A 21,028-nucleotide genomic window follows, 5' to 3' on the forward strand; every position below is an offset into this window, starting at 1 on the left:
AGTCTATTCAAAAAGCCATCCTCGCCGAGGGTGGGCGAATGATGGGCATTGCGCCCATTTTTTTTTGGTTCGCCCGAATTCGGTCCCGCGCCCCGGCGCGTGCGGGATGGCGGACAGGCAGCACTGCAGCAGGGTCGTCCCGGACGGCAGCGGCGGGTTTGCCTGCCACGGTGTTGATGGCCATTACTCGGGATAACAGTGCATCTGGCAGATTTGATCGAAACCACCCTTAACGGCATGGGATACGAGCTGGTTGAGCTCGAGCGTGCCCCGGCCGGATTGTTGCGTGTCTATATCGATCAGCCTGAAACCGGCATCGCCATCGAGGATTGTGAAAAGGTGAGCCGCCAGCTCACCCACGTGTTCACGGTCGAGAACGTCGACTACGAACGCCTCGAGGTCTCGTCGCCCGGACTGGACCGGCCGCTGAAGAAGCTGGCCGACTACGTCCGCTTTGCCGGCGCCGAGGCGCGCGTGACGCTGCGCCTGCCGGTGAACGGGCAAAAGAACTTCACGGGCATCCTGCGCGAACCGGCCGGCGAGGCGGGCGCGGAGAAGGTCGGCCTGGAGTTCGAGGGCAAGGATGGCCCGGCACTGCTGGAATTTGCCGTATCCGATGTCGACAAGGCACGCCTGGTGCCGGTATTCGACTTCAAAGGAAATCAAAGAAAAGGGAACAAGCAATGAGCCGCGAAGTTCTGTTGCTCGTCGATGCGCTTGCGCGTGAGAAGAACGTCGACAAGGATGTGGTATTCGGTGCCCTGGAGGCGGCGCTCGCCTCGGCCACCAAGAAGCGTTTCGAAGAAGACGTGGATATCCGGGTCGCGATCGATCGCGAGTCGGGCGAGCATGAAACCTTCCGGCGCTGGCTGGTGGTTCCCGACGAGCAGGGCCTGCAGGAGCCGGACAAGCAAATCCTTCTGTTCGAAGCCCGCGATGAGAACCCCAGCCTGGAGCTTGGCGACTACATCGAGCAGCAGATCGAGTCGGTCGAGTTCGGCCGTATCGGCGCGCAGGCCGCCAAGCAGGTGATCCTGCAGCGCATCCGCGACGCCGAGCGCGAGCAGATCCTGAACGACTATCTCGATCGCGGCGAAAAGATCATGACTGGCACGGTCAAGCGCGCCGACAAGAAGGGCCTGATCGTGGAATCCGGCCGCGTGGAAGCGCTGCTGGCCCGCGACCAGATCATCCCGAAGGAAAACCTGCGCACCGGCGACCGTGTGCGCGCCTATATCCTGAACGTGGATCGCGCCGCGCGCGGCCCGCAGATCGAGCTGTCGCGCACCGCCCCCGAGTTCCTGATCAAGCTCTTCGAAAACGAAGTGCCGGAAATGGAGCAGGGCCTGCTGGAAATCAAGGCCGCCGCGCGTGATCCGGGCGTGCGTGCCAAGATCGCGGTGGTGGCGCATGACAAGCGCATCGACCCGATCGGCACCTGCGTTGGCGTGCGCGGTACGCGCGTGACCGCGGTGCGCAACGAGATCGGCGGCGAGGCCGTGGATATCGTGCTGTGGTCGGAAGACCCGGCGCAGTTTGTGATCGGCGCACTGGCACCTGCGCAGGTGCAGTCGATCGTGGTCGATGAAGAGAAGCACAGCATGGACGTGGTGGTCGACGAGGAAAATCTCGCCGTCGCCATCGGCCGCAGTGGCCAGAACGTACGCCTGGCGTCCGAACTGACCGGCTGGCAGATCAACATCATGACGCAGGAAGAATCGGCGCAGAAGCAGGCCGAAGAGAGCGATGTCGTGCGCAAGTTGTTCATGTCCAAGCTGGACGTGGATGAGGAAGTGGCAGACATCCTGATCGAGGAAGGCTTCTCCACGCTGGAAGAAGTGGCCTATGTCCCCATCAGTGAAATGATGGAGATCGAGGCCTTTGACGAAGACACCGTCAACGAGCTGCGCAACCGCGCGCGTGATGCGCTCCTGACGATGGAACTGGCCCGGGAAGAAAAGGTGGAAGAGGTGTCGCAGGATCTGCGATCGCTCGACGGCCTGAACCCGGAACTGATCGGCAAGCTGGCCGAAGGTGATATCCACACGCGTGACGACCTGGCCGAACTGGCCGTCGACGAACTGGTCGACATGACGGGCGTCACCGAGGAAGAAGCCAAGGCGCTGATCATGAAAGCACGGGAACATTGGTTCAACTGAGGGACACGGCCGGGCTGCCGACACCAGCCCGGGCGCGCTTTCCGCATACGATTTGTCCCGACGAAGACACCAAGCATTGAAAGGGTTTGAATGGCAAGCACAACAGTTGCCCAACTGGCCGCAGAACTGAGTCGCAGCGCAGCTGCCCTGCTGGAACAATTGCAGGCGGCTGGGGTGGGCAAAGCTGCGCCAGAAGACATCATCACGGAATCGGATAAGACCAGGCTGCTGGACTATCTGAAGCGCTCGCACGGCCAGGCCGACGACAGCGCCCGCAAGAAGATTACGCTGACCAAGCGCGAGACCTCGGAGATCCGCCAGTCGGATGGCACCGGCAAGACTCGCACCGTCCAGGTTGAAGTGCGCAAGAAGCGCGTGCTGATCAAGCGCGACGAGGCCCAGCCTGATGTCCACGCGGACGCCGCCGAAGGGCATGCAGCGGCCGCGGCCGAGGCTGCCGAACAGGCACGCCGCGACGAGGAAGAACGCCGCCAGGCCGAGCAGCTGGCGCGCCAGGAAGCCGAAGCCAAGGCCGCCCGCGAGGCCGCCGAGCGCGAGGAAGCCGAGCGCCGCGCCCAGCAGGAAGCCCTGGAAGCGGAGCAGCGCCGCCAGGCCGAACTCGCCGCCAAGAAGGCGGAGGAAGAGGCTGCCGCGTCGCGCGCCGTGACCGAGGCCGCCGAGGACTCCTCGCGCAAGAAGGCCGAGGACGAGAAGGCCCGCGTTGCCGCTGAACGCGCCGAGGCGCAGAAGGCTGCGGACGAGGCCAAGGCCGCTGCCGACAAGGCCCGCGCCGAGCAGGAAGTCGCTGCGCGCAAGCGCCGCGAGGCTGCCGAAGCCGAGGCTCGTGCGATCCAGCAGATGCTGAACGCACCTCCGCGCGTGCTGAAGGCGCCGTCCGAGCGCAAGGCTGAAGAAAAGAAGGCCGAGCAGACCGGTACGCTGCACAAACCGGTGAAGCCGGCCGGTGCGACCACGGAAGCGAAGAAGGACGACAAGAAGCCGGCCACCACGACCACGACCACGGCAACCGCCGACAAGAAGGGCAAGGTCGTGAAGGCAGGCTGGCAGGACGACAGCAGCCGCAAGAAGGGCAGCGGCCTGAAGACGCGCGGCGATTCGTCGGGCGGCGTGGGCGGCTGGCGCGGTGGCCCGCGTGGCCGTGGCGGCAGGCAGCAGCAGCACGACGACAGCCGCAGCAGCTTCCAGGCGCCGACCGAGCCGGTGGTGCGTGACGTGCATGTGCCTGAAACCGTCTCCGTGGCCGATCTCGCGCACAAGATGGCGGTGAAGGCGTCCGAGGTCATCAAGCAGATGATGAAGCTCGGCCAGATGGTGACCATCAACCAGGTGCTGGACCAGGAAACCGCCATGATCGTGGTGGAAGAAATGGGCCACAAGGCGTTCGCCGCCAAGCTGGACGATCCGGAAGCGCTGCTGGTGGTGGACGGTGAAGAACACACCGACGCCGAACAGCTGCCGCGTCCGCCGGTGGTGACCGTGATGGGTCACGTCGACCACGGCAAGACCTCGCTGCTGGACTACATCCGCCGCACCAAGGTTGCCGCGGGCGAAGCCGGCGGCATTACGCAGCACATCGGTGCCTACCACGTGGAAACCGACCGCGGCGTGATTACCTTCCTGGACACCCCGGGTCACGAGGCCTTCACGGCCATGCGTGCCCGCGGTGCCAAGGCGACCGACATCGTGATCCTGGTGGTCGCGGCCGACGACGGCGTGATGCCGCAGACCAAGGAAGCGATTGCGCACGCCAAGGCTGCCAGCGTGCCCATCGTGGTGGCGATCAACAAGATCGACAAGCCCGAAGCCAACCCGGACCGCGTCAAGCAGGAACTGGTGGCCGAGCAGGTGGTGCCGGAAGAGTACGGCGGCGATTCGCCGTTCGTGCCGGTGTCGGCCAAGGCCGGCACGGGTATCGAAGAACTGCTGGAGCAGGTCTCGCTGCAGGCCGAAATCCTGGAACTGAAGGCGCCGGTCGACGCCCCGGCCAAGGGCTTGGTGGTGGAAGCCCAGCTCGACAAGGGCAAGGGCCCGATCGCTACCATCCTGGTCAGCAGCGGCACGCTCAAGCGTGGCGACGTGGTCCTGGCCGGCAGCGCCTACGGCCGCGTGCGTGCCATGCTGGACGAGAACGGCAAGCCGACCAAGGAAGCTGGTCCGTCGATCCCGGTGGAAATCCAGGGTCTGTCGGAAGTGCCGGCCGCCGGTGAGGAAGTGCTGGTGCTGCCGGACGAGCGCAAGGCGCGCGAAATCGCGCTGTTCCGCCAGGGCAAGTTCCGCGACGTGAAGCTGGCCAAGCAACAGGCGGCCAAGCTGGAGAACATGCTCGAGCAGATGACGGAAGGCGAAGTGCAGACGCTGCCGCTGATCGTCAAGGCCGACGTGCAGGGTTCGCAGGAAGCGCTGGTGCAGTCGCTGCAGAAGCTGTCGACCGCGGAAGTGCGCGTGCAGATCGTGCACGGCGGCGTGGGTGGCATCTCCGAGTCCGACGTCAACCTGGCGACGGCATCGAAGGCGGTCATCATCGGCTTCAACGTGCGTGCCGATGCTGGTGCGCGCAAGCTGGCCGAGCACAACGGCATCGATATCCGCTACTACAACATCATTTACGATGCGGTAGACGAGATCAAGGCGGCGATGTCCGGCATGCTGGCGCCGGAGAAGCGCGAGACCACGACCGGCACGGTCGAGGTGCGCCAGGTATTCCGCGTGCCGAAGGTCGGCGCGGTGGCGGGTTGCATGGTCACCGATGGCGTGGTCAAGCGCTCCTCGCTGGTGCGCGTGCTGCGCAACAACGTGGTCATCTTCAGCGGCGAGCTCGATTCGCTGAAGCGCTTCAAGGACGATGTCAAGGAAGTGAAGCAAGGCTTCGAGTGCGGTCTGTCGATCAAGAACTTCAACGATGTTCAGGAAGGCGACCTGCTTGAGGTGTACGAAATCACCGAGGTGGCGCGTACGCTGTAAGGCGTCGCAAGCAACGGCAGGCTTCGGCCTGCCGTTGTCATCTCAGCAGAACAGTATTGAATGGCCAAGAAAGGCAATATCTCCTCCCGCAACCTCCGCATCTCCGACCAGATCCAGAAGGACCTGGCCGAGATGATCCAGCGCGAGCTGCGCGACCCGCGCCTGGGCCTGGTCACGCTGCAGTCGGTCACGCTGACGCCGGACTATGCCCACGCCAAGGTGCACTTCACCGTGCTGGGTGCCGAGCCGGCGACGGCCGAAGCCATCCTCAACGAGAAGGCCGGCTTCCTGCACTCGCTGCTGTACAAGCGCCTGCACATCCACACCGTGCCGACGCTGCGTTTCCTGCACGACACCTCGGTCGAACACGCGATCGAGATGTCCAAGCTGATCAACGAAGCGAACGCCACGCGTTCGAAAGACGACTGAGCCGGTGCCCGTGCCGCCAGGCATGGGCAACGCGTCCCGCAGGGCCGCACGCCGCGCCGCATCAGCGTCGCTCCTGTTTCCTCCGATGACCGAATCCAACGCCGCTCGTCCGCCGCGCCAGCCGCGCCGCGACGTCCATGGTGTGCTGCTGCTCGACAAGCCGCTGGGCCTGTCGTCCAACGATGCGCTGGTGCGCGCCAAGCGCCTGCTGCGCGCCAACAAGGCCGGGCATACCGGCACGCTCGACCCGCTCGCCACCGGCTTGCTGCCGCTGTGCTTCGGCGAGGCCACCAAGTTCTCGCAGGACCTGCTGGAAGCGGACAAGACCTATGACGCCGTGGTGCGGCTGGGTGCGCGCTCCAGTACCGGCGATGCCGAGGGCGAATTGCTCGATATCCGTGAGGTGACCTGCGATCGCGCCGCGTTGGAGCAGGCGCTGGCGCGCTTTACCGGCGAGATCGAACAGGTGCCGCCGATGCATTCGGCGCTGAAGAAGGATGGCCGCCCGCTGTACGAGTACGCGCGCGCTGGGCAGACGGTCGAGCGCGCCGCGCGCCGCGTCACCATCCACGCGATCGAACTGCTGGATTGCGCGCTGCCCCCGGCGTTCACCACGGCTGCGTTCACCATGCGCGTGACCTGCAGCAAGGGAACCTACATCCGCACGCTGGCCGAGGATATCGGCGAGGTGCTGGGCTGCGGCGCCCACCTGACCGGGCTGCGCCGCATCGCCGTGGGCGACCTGACGCTGGACGGTGCGGTGACGCTCGAGCAGATCGAGCAACAGGACGATGCCGCGCGGCCAGGCATGCTGGCCCCGGTCGACGCCTTGCTGCAGAAAAGCCCACCCGTGACTCTGGACGAAGCTGCCGCTTCGCGATTCCTGCAGGGACAGCGCATTGCGCGCCGCGACCTCCCCGATGGCACCGATATCGCGGAAGGCGTGCTGGCGCGCGTCTATGCCGGCGCGCCGGTGCGCCTGCTCGGCGTCGCTCGCATGCGCGAGGGCGCTTTGCGGCCGGAGCGGCTGGTCAAGCTGTAGGCGCCGCTCCTTGCCGGTCGCGGATCAGTCGAGCGTGATTTTCGCCGCCTTGGTCACATCGGCCCACATCTTGCGGTCCTGTGCCAGGAATCCGGCGAAATGCTCCGGCGTGTCGCCGACCGGCTCGGAGCCGAATTCCGCCATCTTCTTCTTCACTTCCGGATTCGCCAGCGCCTTCACCAGTGCCTGGTTGTAGCGGGCGACGATCGGCTTGGGCAGGTCTTTCGGGCCGAAGATCCCTTGCCAGGTCGGCATGTTGAAATCCTTCAGGCCGCTCTCGGCCAGCGTCGGCACGTCGGGCAACAGCGGCGAGCGCTTGCTGCCGGTGACGGCGATGGCGCGGACCTTGCCGGACTTGGCCAGCTGTGCCGCCGTGGTGATGTTGTCGACGGTCATGGCGATATGGCCGCCCATCAGGTCGGTAATCACCGGCGTGGCGCCCTTGTACGGCGCGTGGACCATATCGACGCCTAAGCGATGCAGCATGGTCTCGGCGATCAGGTGGTTGGACGTGCCGACACCCGCGGTGCCATAGGTGACCTGTGGCGTCTTTTTCACGTACGCGGAGAAATCTGCCATCGATTTGATTGGCAGAGCCGGGTTGATGATGACGACGTTGGGCTGCGTCGCCAGCATGGCGATCGGCGTAAAGTCATCCGCCTTGTACGGCGTGCCCTTCGGGTTGAGCACATGCGTCACCGCCATCGCACCGGCCGCGCCCATGCCGATGGTATAGCCGTCGGCCGGCGCCTTGGCCAGCTTGTCGGCGGCGATATTGCCGCCCGCGCCCGGCACGTTTTCCACCACCACCGGCACGCCGAGGCTTTCGGACAGCGGTCCCTGCACCAGCCGCGCCAGCAGGTCGGCGGACCCACCCGGCGCGAAGCCGACCAGCAACCGCACCGGCTTCGACGGCTTCCACTCCTGCGCATGCGCGCCCGTGGCCGCTACCGCGCCCAGGCTCATGCACACCATGCCGCGCAGCAGCGGCCCCATCCACTTCGCCACCTTTTCCATCGTTACTTCCACTCCAGCAGTGTCACAGGCAATCTGTCAGCGGGCTTGCCCTTACCCGTAAGCAGCATCACAGGCCGTGCCGGTTGCGGCCATGCAGCACCTGGCCGAGCAGCGTGGCCACCATCCGGTTCGAGAGCAGCACCGGCGCTCCGGCATGGCGCGCGACTTCGGCGCGCATCGCCTCGGTGTAGCCCATGCAATGCATCACCACCAGGTCGCAGCCGCGCAGCGTCTCGCCGGCCTGCGCGAAGCGGCCGGTGCCGGTGTTGGTGTCGGTATAAGGCGAGGCATGCGTAACGCGCAGTTCGCACGTCACCGGCTCGATCAGATGAAAACTGCCGACCTGGCCTTCCAGGGGCAGCACGATGCCGAGCCGCTTGCATCCCCGTGCGAGCGCGACGGTCAGGTGATCCACCACCTGCTGCGGCTCGATCACCAGCGTGCGCATCGCCGGCAGCGCGGTGCCTGTGCATAGCGGCACCAGTGCGTCGAAGCGGCCATCGTCCAGCGATGCCATCAGCCGCGCCAGCATGGCCTCGGCCACCGGCTTGCCCATCACCGCCTGCGAGCCGTCCCGCAGGCGGCTGGCGAAGCGGTATTCGTCGCCGGCCGGGGCGAGCGCGGCGATTGCGTTCGCGTCGAGGCCATCGAGGATGCCGAATTCTTCCGCCGCCACCGGCAGGCCCAGGTCGGCCAGCATCTGCGGCACCACGTCGGTCCGCGGCGCCTGGCCGATGGTGACGAACGCCACGCGCGGCAGCCGTTCGGCCGTGGCAGTCATGCCGCCACCCCGACGGTTTGCAGGTGCGCCAGCGAGCCGTAGCGCCGCTGCAGTTCGGCCCACTCGTCCACGTCGTAGAAGGCGCACTGGCCCTGGCCGAACAGCTTCGCGACCTCGATGCAGAAGCGCGTGGCCACATCCAGGTCATGGGCGTTGGTCACGCCGGTCGCACAGCCCGGCACCGTGGTCTGCGCGGTCAGCGCCACGCCGACCACGGGCGCATCGGTGACGATGGCGGGCTGCATGATCGAATTGACGTGCCACAGGCCGTTCTCGTAAGGCGTGATGTCCTGCGTGGTCAGCGGCAGCACCACCGGCAGCTCGCCGCTGACCCACCCGATCAGGTCCAGCATGCGTTCGGGCAGCCGCAGCAGCCAGCCTTCCTTGGCCACCGGCGTCAGCGCGACGCCGCGCCGGTTGACGAAGCGGTTGCCGCGCGTGGTGTCGACCGACAGGATCGCCGCCATGTGCGGATGGACCTCGTGCGACATCATCGTGCGCATGGCGAAGGGCGACTTCATCATCGGCACCGGCTGGTGCGGCCGCGTGGCGGCATGCGGGCAGATGTGGGTGTGGATGCGGACGGGGCCGGCCAGCACGTCGCCGCCGGCGGCCATGTCGGCCAGCTTCAGCGCGGTGGCAACGGCGACGATGGCGCCGTCGGCATCGGACACCAGGCCGGTCACGGCGGGGCGCGCGCCCACGCCGCCGAGGCGGCCGACCACGCCCAGCGCGGGCGCATCGGGGTTGCGGCCGGGCAGGGTGCAGGCGAGGAAGTCGGTGTAGAGGCCGTTTTCTTCCACGCGCGTCACCGTGACGTCGCTGATGCCGCGCGCGCGCAGCAAGGTGGCAACGGCTGCGCCGTCGACATGGGCTGCGGACAGCAGCTCGATCGATTCAATCACCTGCTTGATGGACATCTTGCTTGGGTTCCTTGCTTGCTTTCCTGGATTGCGACGGGTCAGATGGCAGTGGCGCAGGCCGGCACGGATAATGCGCCGGGGGCGACGTCCTCGATCTCCTGGCCAAGGAACCAGCGTGCGCCATGCGCGCCGCCCATTTCCATGCGATCGCCCGATACGCGCACCCAGTTGCCTTCGGGCAGGCCCAGCACCGGCATACGCGGCTGCAGCACCGTGAACTCGGCCAGGCGCTGGTCACGGGTTTCGCCGCGGAAGCCCGGCACCACCAGGTTGAAGTAGTGCGGGTTGATCTGGAAGGACACCAGCGCGAGCGCATCGAGGCCGCCGGGGTCGGCGACCGGCATGTCGTTGGTGGTGCGGATGGTCGGGCAGGCGACGTTGGTGCCCGCGCTCCAGCCGATATAGCGCGCGGCACCCGCAGCCACCTGGCGCGCGATGACGTTCAGCAGTCCGCGCTCGCGCAGGCATTGCAGCAGGCGGAAGGTATTGCCGCCGCCGATGACGATCAGTTCGGCCGCTTCCAGCGCCCGCACGCAGTCGGCATCGGAGAGCCGGTGCGGCGAGTGCGCTTCGATGCCGGCCGGGGTCAGTGCGTCGCGCACCAGCGCTTCATACGTATCCCAGTCGCGCGTGACGCCGGCGAACGGGAGGAAGCAGGCGCGGGCGCGACCGCCGGCCAGTTCGCGGAGCGCGTCGTGGGCATGGACGAGGTAGCCCGCGTCGCTGGTGGAGTTGCTGAGTAACAGGAGTTCCATGGTTTGAGCTGCGGGGATGGCTATAGGGCGGCGCTGTCGTTGGGATGGAGCCAGAGCGGATCGCCGATGCGCTGTCCGACCGGCGCCACGGCCTGCACCAGCGTTTCCCGCAGCGCGTGGGCCTGGGCCTGGCTGACCTGCATCGCGGTGAACGACAGGCACAGGCCGCGCACATCGCCGGAAAGCGGGTCGGCCAGTGTGGTGGCCACCGCGCCGATGCCCGGCATGCCTTCATTCACGGCGATCGCGCTGCGCTCGCGGCTGGCGCTTGCCACGCGCTCGGCCAGTTCGGCCACGGTAGCGGGGCAGCCAGCCGGCGCCTCGGGCAATTTGCGCGCGCCGGAGGTGCCATAGCGTGCGTTGAATTCGGCTTGCGGCAGGCGCGAGAGCAGCACGCGGCCCATCGCAGTGGTGAATGCCGGCCGCCGCGCGCCCGGCGGCGACAGCACTTGCACCGGGTTGCTGCCGTTCAGGCGCTGCAGGACCACGGTGTCGGTGCCGTCGAGCATCGACAGGTAGGCGGTGAAGCCGGTGGAGTCCGACATCGAGGCCAGGATGGCCCGGCATTGCTCGTCGAACGGATGCGCCTGCGTCGCCACCTGGGCGGCGCGGATCAGAAGCGTCCCGGGGCGGTAGCGCCGCGTCGATGGCTGCAGTTCCAGCAGCCGGTACCGCACCATCTGCGCCAGCAGCCGCGAAGCCGAGCTCTTGGCCAGGCCGAGTTCATCAATGACGTCATTGAACGTGACCTCGTGCCGGCCTTGTTCGAACATAGCCAGCACGCTTTCCACGCCCTCGAGAATGCTCACAACGTCGCTCCGTCTCTTTGATCTTCGGTTGGTTCCGTTTTTAGGAACCATAGTTCCGTAAATCGGTTCGGAAATCATAGGACGGCCGGGACCGGAATACAAGGGGGCCCGGAGAGAAGGCAAAAAAAGGGACGCTCGCAAGCGTCCCTTTGTCCCCAGCAGCAGGCCTATGTCTCAGTGCGCCGCCATGGCGTCCGCCGAACCGCCGCCGCCCCTGGCTGGCCGCGTCAGCCAGACAAAGGCGATCAGCACGAAGAACAGCATTCCCGAAATCCAGAAGATATCGTTGGCGCCCAGCATGGCTGCCTGCTGGGTGATGTTGCGCTCGATCACCCCCACCGCCTGCGCCTGGCTCATGCCCATCTGCATCAGGTGGCTGAGCTGGTCCTGGTAGGCCGGGTTGTATGGATTCACCCGCTCGACCAGCTGCGCATGGTGCAGGGCAGAGCGGTTCTCCCACACCGTGGTCGAGATCGACGCGCCGATGCCGCCGAAGGTGATGCGCACGAAGTTCGACAAGCCCGACGCCGCCGGAATTTTCTCGGCCGGCTGTCCCGACAGGATGATCGAGGTCAGCGGGATAAAGAACATCGCCATCGCCGCGCCCTGGATCAGCGTCGGCACCATCAGCGTCCAGGTATCGACTTGCGTAGTGAAGCCCGAACGCATCAGGCTGACGATGCCGAAGGTGATGAATGCGGCCGTTGCCACCCAGCGCGCATCCATCCTCGGCAGGTTGCGCCCGATCACTGGCGACAGCAGGATCGCGAAGATCCCGACCGGCGCCATCACGATGCCGGCATCCGTCGCGGTATAGCCGACGATGGTCTGCAGCCATAGCGGCAGGATCACCAGGTTGCCGAAGAACAGTCCGTATGCCACCGAGATGGCGACTACCCCCGAACTGAAGTTGCGGCCCTTGAACAGGCTGATGTCGACGATCGGATGCTTCTCATAGCTCTCCCACGCCAGGAAGAAAAGGAAGCCGACAATGGCGACCAGCGTCAGCACCACGATCTCGGTGGAGTGGAACCAGTCCAGCTCCTTGCCCTTGTCGAGCATCAGCTGCATCGACCCCACCCAGATCACCAGCAGCGCCAGGCCGATGCGGTCGATCGGCAGCACCTTGGTCGGCGTCTCGCGGTCCTTGTAGATGGCCCAGGTGGCGTAGGCGGTGATGAACCCCACCGGCACGTTGATGTAGAAGATCCATGGCCATGTCATGTTGTCGGAGATCCAGCCGCCCAGCAGGGGGCCCATGATGGGCGCCACCAGCGTGGTCATGCCCCACAGCGCCAGCGCCATGGTGCTCCTGGCGGGCGGATAGCTCGACAGCAGCAGCGACTGCGACAGCGGGATCATCGGCCCCGCCACCGCCCCTTGCAGGACCCGCGCGGCCAGCAGCGTTTCCAGGTTGGGCGCGACGCCGCACAGCCACGACGCCAGCACGAACAGCAGGATCGACGTGATGAACAGCCGCACCGCGCCGAAGCGCGTGGTCAGCCAGCCGGTCAGCGGCACCGAGATCGCATTGGCCACCGCGAACGAGGTAATGACCCAGGTGCCCTGGTTCGGCGCCACGCCGAGGTCGCCCGAGATCGCGGGGATCGACACGTTGGCGATCGACGAGTCGAGCACGTTCATGAACGTGGCCAGCGACAGCGCGATGGTGCCGATCACCAGCTTGCCGCCGGTCAGCGGCTGCGGCTGCTGCGGCGCCAGCGGCGCGGCAGGCCGCGCCGGCGTGCCGGCGCCGGACTGCGCGGCGGTGATGGAGTTGGCCATGGTCAGGTGCGGGCAGGCTTGATGTTGGCACCGCCGGTCGCGTTGGCGGTGTCGGGCCCGATAGCCCCGTTGCCTCCGTTGGTCCCCTTGGCGCCTTCGGCCCCGGCGGCGGCAGGCAGGCCGGCGGCACGGCCGCCATTGTTGGCGGTGATGATCTGCGCGATCAGCTGGTCGGCGTCCTGCGCCACCTTGTCATAGACATCGGTCTGCATCGGCCTGGCCGGCGCGGCGTTGGCCATGGCGGCGCCTTCCTCGCGGCGCACGTCGACCTTCACGGTCATCGACAGGCCCACGCGCAGCGGGTGGTCCTTGAGCTGCTGCGGATCCAGCGCGATACGCACCGGCAGGCGCTGCACCACCTTGATCCAGTTGCCGGTGGCGTTCTGCGCCGGCAGCAGCGAGAAAGCCGAGCCGGTGCCGGCCGAGAAGCCCGCGACCTTGCCCTTGTACTCCACCTTGGAGCCATACACGTCAGCCTCCAGCGTTACCGGCTGGCCGATGCGCATATGGGTGATCTGCACTTCCTTGAAATTGGCGTCGACCCAGACCTGGTCCAGCGGCACCACTGCCATCAGCGGCGCGCCGGCGGCCACGCGCTGGCCCACCTGCACCGAGCGCTTGGCCACATAGCCGGTCACCGGCGCCGGCATGGTCGAGCGCGCGAACGACAGGTAGGCCGAGCGTAGGTTGGCGGCGGCGCGCTGCACGTTCGGGTGCTTTTCCACGGTGGTCTGGTCGGTCAGCACCTTGTTCGAGGCCAGCTGCTCGCGCGCTGCCAGCAGCGCCGATTCGGCGGCCTTGACCGCCGCCTGCGCGTGCGAGATTTCTTCATTGGAGACCGCGCCCGAGCCGGCGATGGCCTGGCGGCGGCGCAGGTCTTCGCGCGCCTTGGCGACATCGGCTTCGCGCAGCGCCACGTTGGCGGCGAGCGAGCCGTTGTTGACGTAGAGCGTGCGCACCTCGCGCACGGCCTGCGCCAGCTGCGCCTCGGCCTGTTCCATCGACACCTGGGTATCGGCACGGTCCAGCTGGATCAGCGGCTGGCCGGCCGTGACCAGCTGGGTGTCGTCGGCGGCGATCGACACGACGGTGCCGGCCACCAGCGGAGTCACCTGCACCACGTTGCCGGCGACGTAGGCATCGTCGGTGCTTTCGAAATGGCGGGCGTACATGCCCCAGTACACGCCGTAGCCGATTCCGGCGACGACGATCGCCGCGGTCAGCGACAGCAGCATGCGCTTGCGCTGGCCGTTGCCGTTGGGGGCAGGGGCTTGCTGGGGATTGCTGGTGCCGGCCGCTTGCTGGTTGTTGCTCATGATGTTCTCTGGTGAATCTTGTCTGCAATCACTGGGTGCGCGGATCAGCCGCGGGCGCCCGCCTGGGTCTTGTCCTGGTGCTGCGCTGCGCCGGCCTGGCTGTGGCCGGCGTGGCTCTCTTCGCCTTCGGCAGGTTCCTGATAGCCGCCGCCGAGCGCCTTCATCAGGCCCATCTGCAAGTCGAGCCGGCGTGCCTGCAGGTCGGTAGCGAGCCGGCGCTGCTGCAGCACGTTGCTTTCCGCGTTCAGCACGGTCAGTTGCGTGCCCAGGCCCGCCTTGTAGCGAGTGGTCGCCAGCGCGTAGGCGTGCTCGGCCAGGTCCAGTGCTTCGCGCTGGCTCTCGATCTGCCTGTCGACGCTGCGGATGCTGGTCATGGTGTCGGCGGTTTCGCGCAGCGCGTCGACCAGCGCCTGGTTGTAGTTGGCCACGGCGATGTCGTAGCCGGCGTACTTGCCCTTCAGGTTGGCGCGCAGCCTGCCGCCCTCGAAGATCGGCAGGCGCACGGTGGGGCCGATGCCGAAGGTGCGGCTGACGCCCATCAGCAGGTTGGACGGATCCAGCGCTGCCAGGCCGGCAAATGCTGTCAGGCTGACGTCGGGCAGGAATTCCTTCTTGGCGACGCTGATGTCCTTGGATGCCGCTTCGACGCGCCAGCGCGCCGCCACCAGGTCGGGGCGGCGGCCAAGCAGGCCGATGGTCAGGTCGTCGGGAAGAGTGGGCGTGGGCTGCGCCAGCAGCACCGGCGGCTGGATCTGCAGGCCGCGGTCCGGGCCCTTGCCCAGCAGCGCGGCCAGCTGGTTGCGGGCCAGCGCGATTTCTTCGTCGACGCGCTGCAGGTCGGTCTGCGATGCGGCCACGGTGCCGCGTGCCTGCGTGGTCTCGACCTGCGTGTCGAGGCCGGCGGCCAGCCGCTGGCGCGACAGTTCGGTCAGGTCGCGGCGCTGCGCGATGGCGCGCTCGGCGACGTCGCGCTGGGCATACAGCGCGGCCAGGCGGGCGTAGTTGCGCGCGATCGACGTCGCCAGGATCAGGCGTGAGGCCTGGCTTTCCGCTTCGGCGGCGCGGTCATCCGACAGCGCGGCTTCGAGCGCGTCGCGGTTCTTGCCCCAGAAGTCGAAGTCATAGGACAGGCCAACCTGCAGCCGCGACTGGTTCTGCCACGAGCCGGCCAGTGGCGTGCCTTCGAACAGGTCCTTCTCGGAGAAGCGCTGGCGGATCAGGCTGCCTTCGAACTCCAGGTGCGGGTAGAGCGCGCTGCGCGTGGCCTCGGCCATGGCGCGCGACGCTTCCACGCGGGCAAAGGCCGCCTGCAGGCTGGGATTGTCCTTGACGGCCTCGTCGACCAGCGCGCTCAGCTGTGGGTCCCTGAACTGGTCTACCCAGTCCTGCGTGGGCCACTGCCCCTGTTCGCCGGGCAGGGTTTGCGAGGTGGCCATCGCGGCCGGGTCGGCCATGGTCTGCGTGCTGTGCGAGTTGCCGAGCGCGGCGCAGCCGGCCAGCACTGCCGCGGCCACGGCGGTCAGTGCCAGCGTGCCCGCGCGGCGTGCCAGCTTGCGCGGGCGCGCCGACAGGGGGGCTTGTGAATAGAGGGCTTGTTTCATGGTCTTGCTCCGTGTCCGGAGCCATGCTTTGTGACGGGTGGTACGGTGTGTCCGGCGTGCCGGACGATCTGCCTTGCCGGATTCCGGCCGGCGCGCCGCTACCCGCTGTAGTTATCGATGACCCGGCGCAGCATGCTCTTCAGCAACTGGAGCTCGTCCGCGGAAAATCCCATGAAGTGCTGCGAAAGTACTTTGCAGAAAATGGTCGGCAGGCAATCTGCCAGGGCCTGGCCCTGTTCGGTGAGCAACAGGTCGACCACGCGGCGGTCATCGTCGCGGCGCTGGCGTTCGATTAGGCCGCGCTTTTCCATGCGGCTCAGCAGGCGCGTGACCGAGCCCATGTCGGTGTTCAATTCGCGCCCCAGGTCTGTGACGGTGGCGGCACGACCGGTGGCAATCATGATCAGGCAGCTGGCCTGCGCATGCGTGATGTCCAGGCTACTGACCTCTTGTTCGACGCTATGTGCCAGCGTGTTTTTCGCCCGTTGCAGCAGGTAGCCGACGCTGTCGCACATCTGGTACTTGGCGGGATCGAACAGCGCGGCATCTGTTTCCGACAGCCCGGGGATCAGGTCCTTTGACATCTTTGTCTTTGCAATCTTTGCTGAGGCAAATATATGTCTGTGTTTAAGGATGCGCAAGAACGGAAATTCGTTATTTCGATTTTAGAAATAATATTTGCTAGGGAGGTGACGGTTGAGGTCAACGCATCTTGCGCCGCAACATGCTAGAATGTTGGGTTACCTCAGATTCTCCGACCCTCCTTGCGAGGGCCGCTCTTAGCGAGACGCAGCAATGACCCGCGCCATCCGAAACATCGCCATCATCGCCCACGTCGATCATGGCAAGACCACCCTGGTCGACCAGCTCCTGCGCCAGGCAGGCACCTTCCGCGACAACCAGCAAGTCGCCGAGCGGGTGATGGACTCGAACGACCTGGAAAAGGAACGCGGGATCACGATTCTCGCGAAGAACTGTGCCGTCGAATACAACGGCACCCATATCAATATCGTCGACACTCCGGGCCACGCCGACTTCGGCGGTGAAGTGGAGCGCGTGCTGTCGATGGTCGACGGCGTGCTGCTGCTGGTCGATGCGGTCGAGGGCCCGATGCCCCAGACCCGCTTCGTCACGCGCAAGGCGCTGGCGCTGGGCCTGAAGCCGATCGTGGTGGTCAACAAGATCGACCGCCCGGGCGCGCGTCCGGACTGGGTCATCAACCAGACCTTCGACCTGTTCGACAAGCTGGGCGCCACCGATGAGCAGCTCGACTTCCCGGTGATCTACGCCTCGGGCCTGAACGGCTTTGCCGGCCTGACCGAAGACGTTCGCGACGGCGACATGAAGCCGCTGTTCGAGACCGTGCTGGACAAAGTGCCGGTGCGTGACGACGATCGGGACGGTCCCCTGCAGCTGCAGATCATCTCGCTGGACTACTCCAGCTACGTCGGCAAGATCGGCGTGGGCCGCATCTCGCGTGGCCGCGCCCGTCCGCTGCAGGACGTGGTGGTCAAGTTCGGCCCGGAAGGCAACCCGATCAAGGGCCGCATCAACCAGGTGCTGAAGTTCCAGGGCCTGGAGCGCGAGATCGTGCCAGAGGCCGAAGCCGGCGACATCGTGCTGATCAACGGCATCGAAGAACTGGGGATCGGCTGCACCGTGTGCGCGCCGGATGCCCAGGACGCGCTGCCGATGCTGAAGGTGGACGAGCCGACGCTGACCATGAACTTCTGCGTCAACACCTCGCCGCTGGCCGGCCGTGAAGGCAAGTTCGTGACCAGCCGCCAGCTGCGCGAGCGCCTGGACCGCGAACTGAAGTCGAACGTGGCGCTGCGCGTGGCCGATACCGGCGACGATACTATCTTCGAAGTGTCGGGCCGCGGTGAGCTGCACCTGACCATTCTGCTGGAAAACATGCGCCGCGAAGGCTATGAGCTGGCCGTGTCGCGTCCGCGCGTGGTGTTCAAGGAAATCGACGGCGTCAAGCACGAGCCGTACGAACTGCTGACCGTGGACGTCGAAGACAGCCACCAGGGCGGCGTGATGGAAGAGCTGGGCCGCCGCAAGGGCGAGCTGCTCGACATGGCGTCGGACGGCAAGGGCCGTACCCGCCTGGAATACCGCATCCCGGCCCGCGGCCTGATCGGCTTCCAGGGCGAGTTCCTGACGCTGACGCGCGGCACCGGCCTGATCAGCCATATCTTCGACGACTACGCGCCGGTGCGCGAAGGCGGCCTGGGCGAGCGCCACAACGGCGTGCTGATCTCGCAGGACGACGGCGATGCGGTGGCCTACGCGCTGTGGAAGCTGCAGGACCGCGGCCGCATGTTCGTCAAGCCGGGCGATGCGCTGTACGAAGGCATGATCATCGGCATCCACAGCCGCGACAACGACCTGGTGGTCAACCCGATCAAGGGCAAGCAGCTGACCAACGTGCGCGCCTCGGGTACCGACGAAGCGGTGCGCCTGGTGCCGCCGATCCAGATGTCGCTCGAATACGCGGTGGAATTCATCGCCGACGACGAACTGGTCGAGCTCACGCCGAAGAGCATCCGCCTGCGCAAGCGCCACCTGAAGGAGCACGAGCGCAAGCGTGCGGCCCGCGAAGGCGCATAAGCCTTCACGGTGTCAAAAAAACCGCGCTTTCGAGCGCGGTTTTTTTATTGCGGCCGCGTCTTCATATGCAAGTTCCTACGTTCGCGGAAGCCCCTCAGTGGCAGACGCACGCGGGCTGCGCCATTCCGGCGGCTTCCACAGGTAGCGCAGATCCCGGTCGCGCCACGCATCCACGAACATGTCGCGCCATTCGTGGAAGGTCAGCGTCAGCGGGTTGTGCGTGCGCACCTGGCGCGTAATGCCATACACCGGCGCCTCCCGCTCGCAGACGAAGGTGCCGAAGAGCCTGTCCCACACTGTCAGCACGCCGGCGTAGTTGCGGTCGATATATTGCGGGTTCCTGGCGTGGTGCACGCGATGGACCGAAGGCGTATTGAACACCGATTCGATCCACGGCCAGCGCCGTCCCAGCCGCGTATGGACGAAGAACTGGAATGCCAGATTCAGCCCCACGGCCAGGATCACCCAGTCCGGCGTGAAGCCGATATACGCCAGCGGAATCCAGAACAGCCACATCCCGGACAGCGGATACGTCAGGCTCTGCCGGAACGCCGTCGAGAAATTCATGCCTTCCGACGAGTGATGCGTCACGTGCGACGCCCATAGCCAGCGCACGCGATGGCTGGCGCGGTGGAACCAGTAGTACAGGAAGTCCTGCGACAGCAGCAACAGCGCGAACGACCACCCCGTCTCCGGGACCGCACGCAATCCATGCTGGTAACACCAGCTGTAAACCGTCCGGATCATCAGCCAGAGGAAGAACGCGTCCGAAGCCTGGTGCATCAGCGCGAGCGCCGCATTGGAGAGGGTATCGCGCAGGCTGTACACCGACCGGTCGCGGTGCGCCCAGTACCAGGCCTCGCCGGCAATGGTCAGCAGGAAGACCGGCGCAAACGCCAGCAGCACGAGTTCGGGATCGAGCGATTCGGTGGTCATCCCGCAAGTGTGCACATCCCATGCGGAATTGCTACGAGGAGTTCCTCCAAAATAGGCGATGACGTCGGTGGGCCGCATGGCGCACATCCCCGCATTCCTGCACTCACGTGCAGTTGTGTCGCGCATTGGAAGGTAACTAATCCGGGTTAAGGAAGCATTGTGTGCGCCGTAGATGAGCAGGGCGGCGGCATGCCGCGTTTCCCTCATTTCGCAGCCTCCTTCGATCCGCTTTTTTGCCTTTCTACCCCCGGAGCTTCAATGTTCAAGAACACTACCATCGGCGCCAGATTGTGGTTCCTGACGATCGTCACCAACGTGTTGGTTCTGATTGTCGGTGCTGTCGGTTGGCTCGGCATGTCGCGCAGCAACGATGCCACGCGCCAGATCTATTCGCAGCAACTGTCGGCAGCGGTGCATCTTGCCGAAGCGCGCTCGAACCAGCTGCTGGTGCGGGTGCTGCTCGACCAGGCCACCTTCGCCACCGACCCCACCGACGCCAAGGCCCGCGCCGCGACCGCCGCAGGCTTTGCGCGCGATTCCGAGAAAGCATGGAAGGCCTACCTTGTGCTGCCGCGCTCCGCTGAAGAAGAGAGGGTGGTCGCTGATGTCACCGCCAGGCGCGACGCGCTGTTCAAGCAAGGCGTGGCCCCCATGATCGCCGCGTTGCACGCGGTCGATCGCGATGCGGTGATGAAATACGTGCTCGAGGAAATCCCGCGGCTCGACATCGCCTTCACCGCAGTCAACGCCGAACTCAACCAGCTGCAGCTGGTCAGCGCGAAGGCGGTCTACGAGGCGTCGCAGCATCGCTATCGCAACCTGTTCACGATGTCGGTCATTGCACTGGTACTCGGCCTGGCGTTCAGCACCGTGGTGGCGTGGCGCCTGCGCGGTTCGATCGTGCAGCCACTCGATGTTGCCATCACGCGCTTCGACAGGATCGCCGGCGGGGACCTGAGTGTGCAGGCAGCGGCCAGCGGGGGCGTGCAGGCCGACGAGTCGGCGCGCAACGAAACCGCGCGCATGCTGGGCATGCTGGGCCGCATGCAACACAGCCTGGTGGCGATGGTGGGCGAAGTGCGCGGTGGTGCCGATGCCATTGCCTCGGCCAGCAAGCAGATCGCCAGCGGCAATGCCGACCTGTCGCAACGCACCGAGCAACAGGCCGCAGCGCTGGAGGAAACCGCATCCAGCATGGAAGAGCTGACCAGCACCGTGCGCCAGAATGCCGACAGCGCGCGCGAGGCGCGCACGCTTGCCACGGACGCCAGCTCGCTGGCAGAGCGGGGCAGCGAGGCGGTGTCGCGCGTGGTCGATACCATGCGTTCGATCGATGGCAGTTCGAGCAAGATCGTGGACATCATCGACGTGATCGAGAAGATCGCTTTCCAGACCAATATCCTGGCGCTCAATGCCGCCGTCGAAGCGGCGCGCGCCGGCGAGCATGGCCGCGGCTTCGCGGTGGTGGCGGGCGACGTCCGCGATCTGGCGCAGCGCTGCGCCGGTGCATCGAAGGAAATCCGGACGCTGATCGGCGCTTCGGTGGCGAACGTGCGCGAAGGGACGGGACTGGTCGACGATGCAGGCCGCGCCATGCAGGACATCGTCGACGCCGTGCGGCGCGTGAGCAGCATCATCGGCGATATCAGCGCGGCGTCGGACGAACAGTCGCACGGCATCGAGCAAATCAACGTGGCGGTGTCGCAGATGGACAGCATGACCCAGCAAAACGCGGCGCTGGTCGAGCAGGCCGCTGCTGCGGCCGCATCGCTGGAAGACCAGGCGCAGCGACTGACCGCGCTGGTAGCGACGTTCAGGCTGACCTGAACGCGGCCGCTTGCGGCGCATGCGCATGCCCCTTGCATGCGCCGCAAGCT

At 66.1% G+C, this 21,028-nt stretch carries 17 protein-coding genes; 7 read left to right on the forward strand and 10 right to left on the reverse strand.

Annotation, left to right across the window (positions count from 1 at the left end; genetic code table 11):
• The first annotated feature begins 198 nt into the window (after nt 1-198).
• From rimP to truB, 5 genes are all read left to right on the forward strand, one after another.
• The gene (gene rimP / locus J8I82_RS00895) at nt 199-687 is read left to right on the forward strand and encodes a ribosome maturation factor RimP (protein ID WP_029046198.1); all 489 of its coding nucleotides are present in this window, start codon (nt 199-201) and stop codon (nt 685-687) included.
• The gene (gene nusA / locus J8I82_RS00900; RefSeq protein ID WP_209753845.1) at nt 684-2,159 is read left to right on the forward strand and encodes a transcription termination factor NusA; all 1,476 of its coding nucleotides are present in this window, start codon (nt 684-686) and stop codon (nt 2,157-2,159) included. The genes rimP and nusA overlap by 4 nt, the downstream gene beginning before the upstream one ends.
• A gap of 90 nt (nt 2,160-2,249) precedes the next feature.
• Nucleotides 2,250-5,141 carry a translation initiation factor IF-2 gene (gene infB / locus J8I82_RS00905; RefSeq protein WP_209753846.1) on the forward strand — a complete coding sequence of 964 codons (2,892 nt, stop codon included), beginning with the start codon at nt 2,250-2,252 and terminating at the stop codon, nt 5,139-5,141.
• 60 nt (nt 5,142-5,201) lie between these two features.
• Nucleotides 5,202-5,570, forward strand: a complete 369-nt coding sequence (gene rbfA, locus J8I82_RS00910) for a 30S ribosome-binding factor RbfA (protein ID WP_029046201.1) — start codon at nt 5,202-5,204, stop codon at nt 5,568-5,570.
• An 85-nt stretch (nt 5,571-5,655) separates the two neighbouring features.
• A complete protein-coding gene (truB, locus tag J8I82_RS00915; protein ID WP_209753847.1) occupies nt 5,656-6,612 on the forward strand; it encodes a tRNA pseudouridine(55) synthase TruB in 957 nt (318 codons plus the stop codon).
• A gap of 24 nt (nt 6,613-6,636) precedes the next feature.
• Here the strand turns inward: truB and J8I82_RS00920 are convergent, their stop codons facing one another.
• From J8I82_RS00920 to J8I82_RS00960, 9 genes are all read right to left on the reverse strand, one after another.
• A complete protein-coding gene (locus J8I82_RS00920; RefSeq protein WP_209753848.1) occupies nt 6,637-7,629 on the reverse strand; it encodes a Bug family tripartite tricarboxylate transporter substrate binding protein in 993 nt (330 codons plus the stop codon).
• A gap of 67 nt (nt 7,630-7,696) precedes the next feature.
• Nucleotides 7,697-8,410, reverse strand: coding sequence for an AroM family protein (locus tag J8I82_RS00925; protein ID WP_209753849.1), 714 nt, complete (start codon nt 8,408-8,410; stop codon nt 7,697-7,699).
• Nucleotides 8,407-9,330 carry a DUF1177 domain-containing protein gene (locus tag J8I82_RS00930; protein ID WP_209753850.1) on the reverse strand — a complete coding sequence of 308 codons (924 nt, stop codon included), beginning with the start codon at nt 9,328-9,330 and terminating at the stop codon, nt 8,407-8,409. Before J8I82_RS00930 ends, J8I82_RS00925 begins: the two co-directional genes overlap by 4 nt.
• A 41-nt stretch (nt 9,331-9,371) precedes the next feature.
• The gene (gene pepE / locus J8I82_RS00935) at nt 9,372-10,088 is read right to left on the reverse strand and encodes a dipeptidase PepE (RefSeq protein WP_209753851.1); all 717 of its coding nucleotides are present in this window, start codon (nt 10,086-10,088) and stop codon (nt 9,372-9,374) included.
• Nucleotides 10,089-10,108: 20 nt separating this feature from the next.
• Nucleotides 10,109-10,897: an IclR family transcriptional regulator gene (locus J8I82_RS00940; RefSeq protein WP_209753852.1), complete on the reverse strand. Its 789-nt coding sequence runs from the start codon at nt 10,895-10,897 to the stop codon at nt 10,109-10,111.
• Nucleotides 10,898-11,071: 174 nt separating this feature from the next.
• Nucleotides 11,072-12,682, reverse strand: a complete 1,611-nt coding sequence (locus J8I82_RS00945; protein WP_245179272.1) for a DHA2 family efflux MFS transporter permease subunit — start codon at nt 12,680-12,682, stop codon at nt 11,072-11,074.
• A 2-nt stretch (nt 12,683-12,684) separates the two neighbouring features.
• Nucleotides 12,685-13,998 (reverse strand): HlyD/EmrA/EmrK family protein, encoded by a 1,314-nt coding sequence (locus tag J8I82_RS00950; protein WP_245179273.1) that lies wholly within the window; start codon nt 13,996-13,998, stop codon nt 12,685-12,687.
• A 44-nt stretch (nt 13,999-14,042) separates the two neighbouring features.
• The gene (locus J8I82_RS00955; protein WP_209753853.1) at nt 14,043-15,599 is read right to left on the reverse strand and encodes an efflux transporter outer membrane subunit; all 1,557 of its coding nucleotides are present in this window, start codon (nt 15,597-15,599) and stop codon (nt 14,043-14,045) included.
• 98 nt (nt 15,600-15,697) lie between these two features.
• A complete protein-coding gene (locus tag J8I82_RS00960) occupies nt 15,698-16,183 on the reverse strand; it encodes a MarR family winged helix-turn-helix transcriptional regulator (RefSeq protein ID WP_209754394.1) in 486 nt (161 codons plus the stop codon).
• 211 nt (nt 16,184-16,394) lie between these two features.
• Here J8I82_RS00960 and typA point away from each other — a divergent pair, with 211 nt between their 5' ends.
• Entirely contained in the window at nt 16,395-18,215 is a 1,821-nt protein-coding gene (gene typA, locus J8I82_RS00965) for a translational GTPase TypA (RefSeq protein ID WP_209753854.1), read from the forward strand.
• A 75-nt stretch (nt 18,216-18,290) separates the two neighbouring features.
• Here the strand turns inward: typA and J8I82_RS00970 are convergent, their stop codons facing one another.
• Nucleotides 18,291-19,151 (reverse strand): sterol desaturase family protein, encoded by an 861-nt coding sequence (locus J8I82_RS00970; protein WP_209753855.1) that lies wholly within the window; start codon nt 19,149-19,151, stop codon nt 18,291-18,293.
• Between the two features lie 258 nt (nt 19,152-19,409).
• Between J8I82_RS00970 and J8I82_RS00975 the strand changes: the two genes are divergently transcribed.
• Nucleotides 19,410-20,978, forward strand: a complete 1,569-nt coding sequence (locus J8I82_RS00975; protein ID WP_209753856.1) for a methyl-accepting chemotaxis protein — start codon at nt 19,410-19,412, stop codon at nt 20,976-20,978.
• Nucleotides 20,979-21,028 lie beyond the last annotated feature (50 nt).

It is taken from the genome of Cupriavidus consociatus (assembly GCF_017814975.1).
Classification (GTDB): domain Bacteria; phylum Pseudomonadota; class Gammaproteobacteria; order Burkholderiales; family Burkholderiaceae; genus Cupriavidus; species Cupriavidus consociatus.

Bases quoted from the DNA above. Each gene is read 5' to 3' on its own strand.
- nusA (WP_209753845.1), top strand. From the start codon at position 684: ATGAGCCGCGAAGTTCTGTTGCTCGTCGATGCGCTTGCGCGTGAGAAG.
- infB (WP_209753846.1), top strand. From the start codon at position 2,250: ATGGCAAGCACAACAGTTGCCCAACTGGCCGCAGAACTGAGTCGCAGC.
- rbfA (WP_029046201.1), top strand. From the start codon at position 5,202: ATGGCCAAGAAAGGCAATATCTCCTCCCGCAACCTCCGCATCTCCGAC.
- truB (WP_209753847.1), top strand. From the start codon at position 5,656: ATGACCGAATCCAACGCCGCTCGTCCGCCGCGCCAGCCGCGCCGCGAC.
- J8I82_RS00920 (WP_209753848.1), bottom strand. From the start codon at position 7,629: ATGGAAAAGGTGGCGAAGTGGATGGGGCCGCTGCTGCGCGGCATGGTG.
- J8I82_RS00925 (WP_209753849.1), bottom strand. From the start codon at position 8,410: ATGACTGCCACGGCCGAACGGCTGCCGCGCGTGGCGTTCGTCACCATC.
- J8I82_RS00930 (WP_209753850.1), bottom strand. From the start codon at position 9,330: ATGTCCATCAAGCAGGTGATTGAATCGATCGAGCTGCTGTCCGCAGCC.
- pepE (WP_209753851.1), bottom strand. From the start codon at position 10,088: ATGGAACTCCTGTTACTCAGCAACTCCACCAGCGACGCGGGCTACCTC.
- J8I82_RS00945 (WP_245179272.1), bottom strand. From the start codon at position 12,682: ATGGCCAACTCCATCACCGCCGCGCAGTCCGGCGCCGGCACGCCGGCG.
- J8I82_RS00950 (WP_245179273.1), bottom strand. From the start codon at position 13,998: ATGAGCAACAACCAGCAAGCGGCCGGCACCAGCAATCCCCAGCAAGCC.
- J8I82_RS00955 (WP_209753853.1), bottom strand. From the start codon at position 15,599: ATGAAACAAGCCCTCTATTCACAAGCCCCCCTGTCGGCGCGCCCGCGC.
- J8I82_RS00960 (WP_209754394.1), bottom strand. From the start codon at position 16,183: ATGTCAAAGGACCTGATCCCCGGGCTGTCGGAAACAGATGCCGCGCTG.
- typA (WP_209753854.1), top strand. From the start codon at position 16,395: ATGACCCGCGCCATCCGAAACATCGCCATCATCGCCCACGTCGATCAT.
- J8I82_RS00970 (WP_209753855.1), bottom strand. From the start codon at position 19,151: ATGACCACCGAATCGCTCGATCCCGAACTCGTGCTGCTGGCGTTTGCG.
- J8I82_RS00975 (WP_209753856.1), top strand. From the start codon at position 19,410: ATGTTCAAGAACACTACCATCGGCGCCAGATTGTGGTTCCTGACGATC.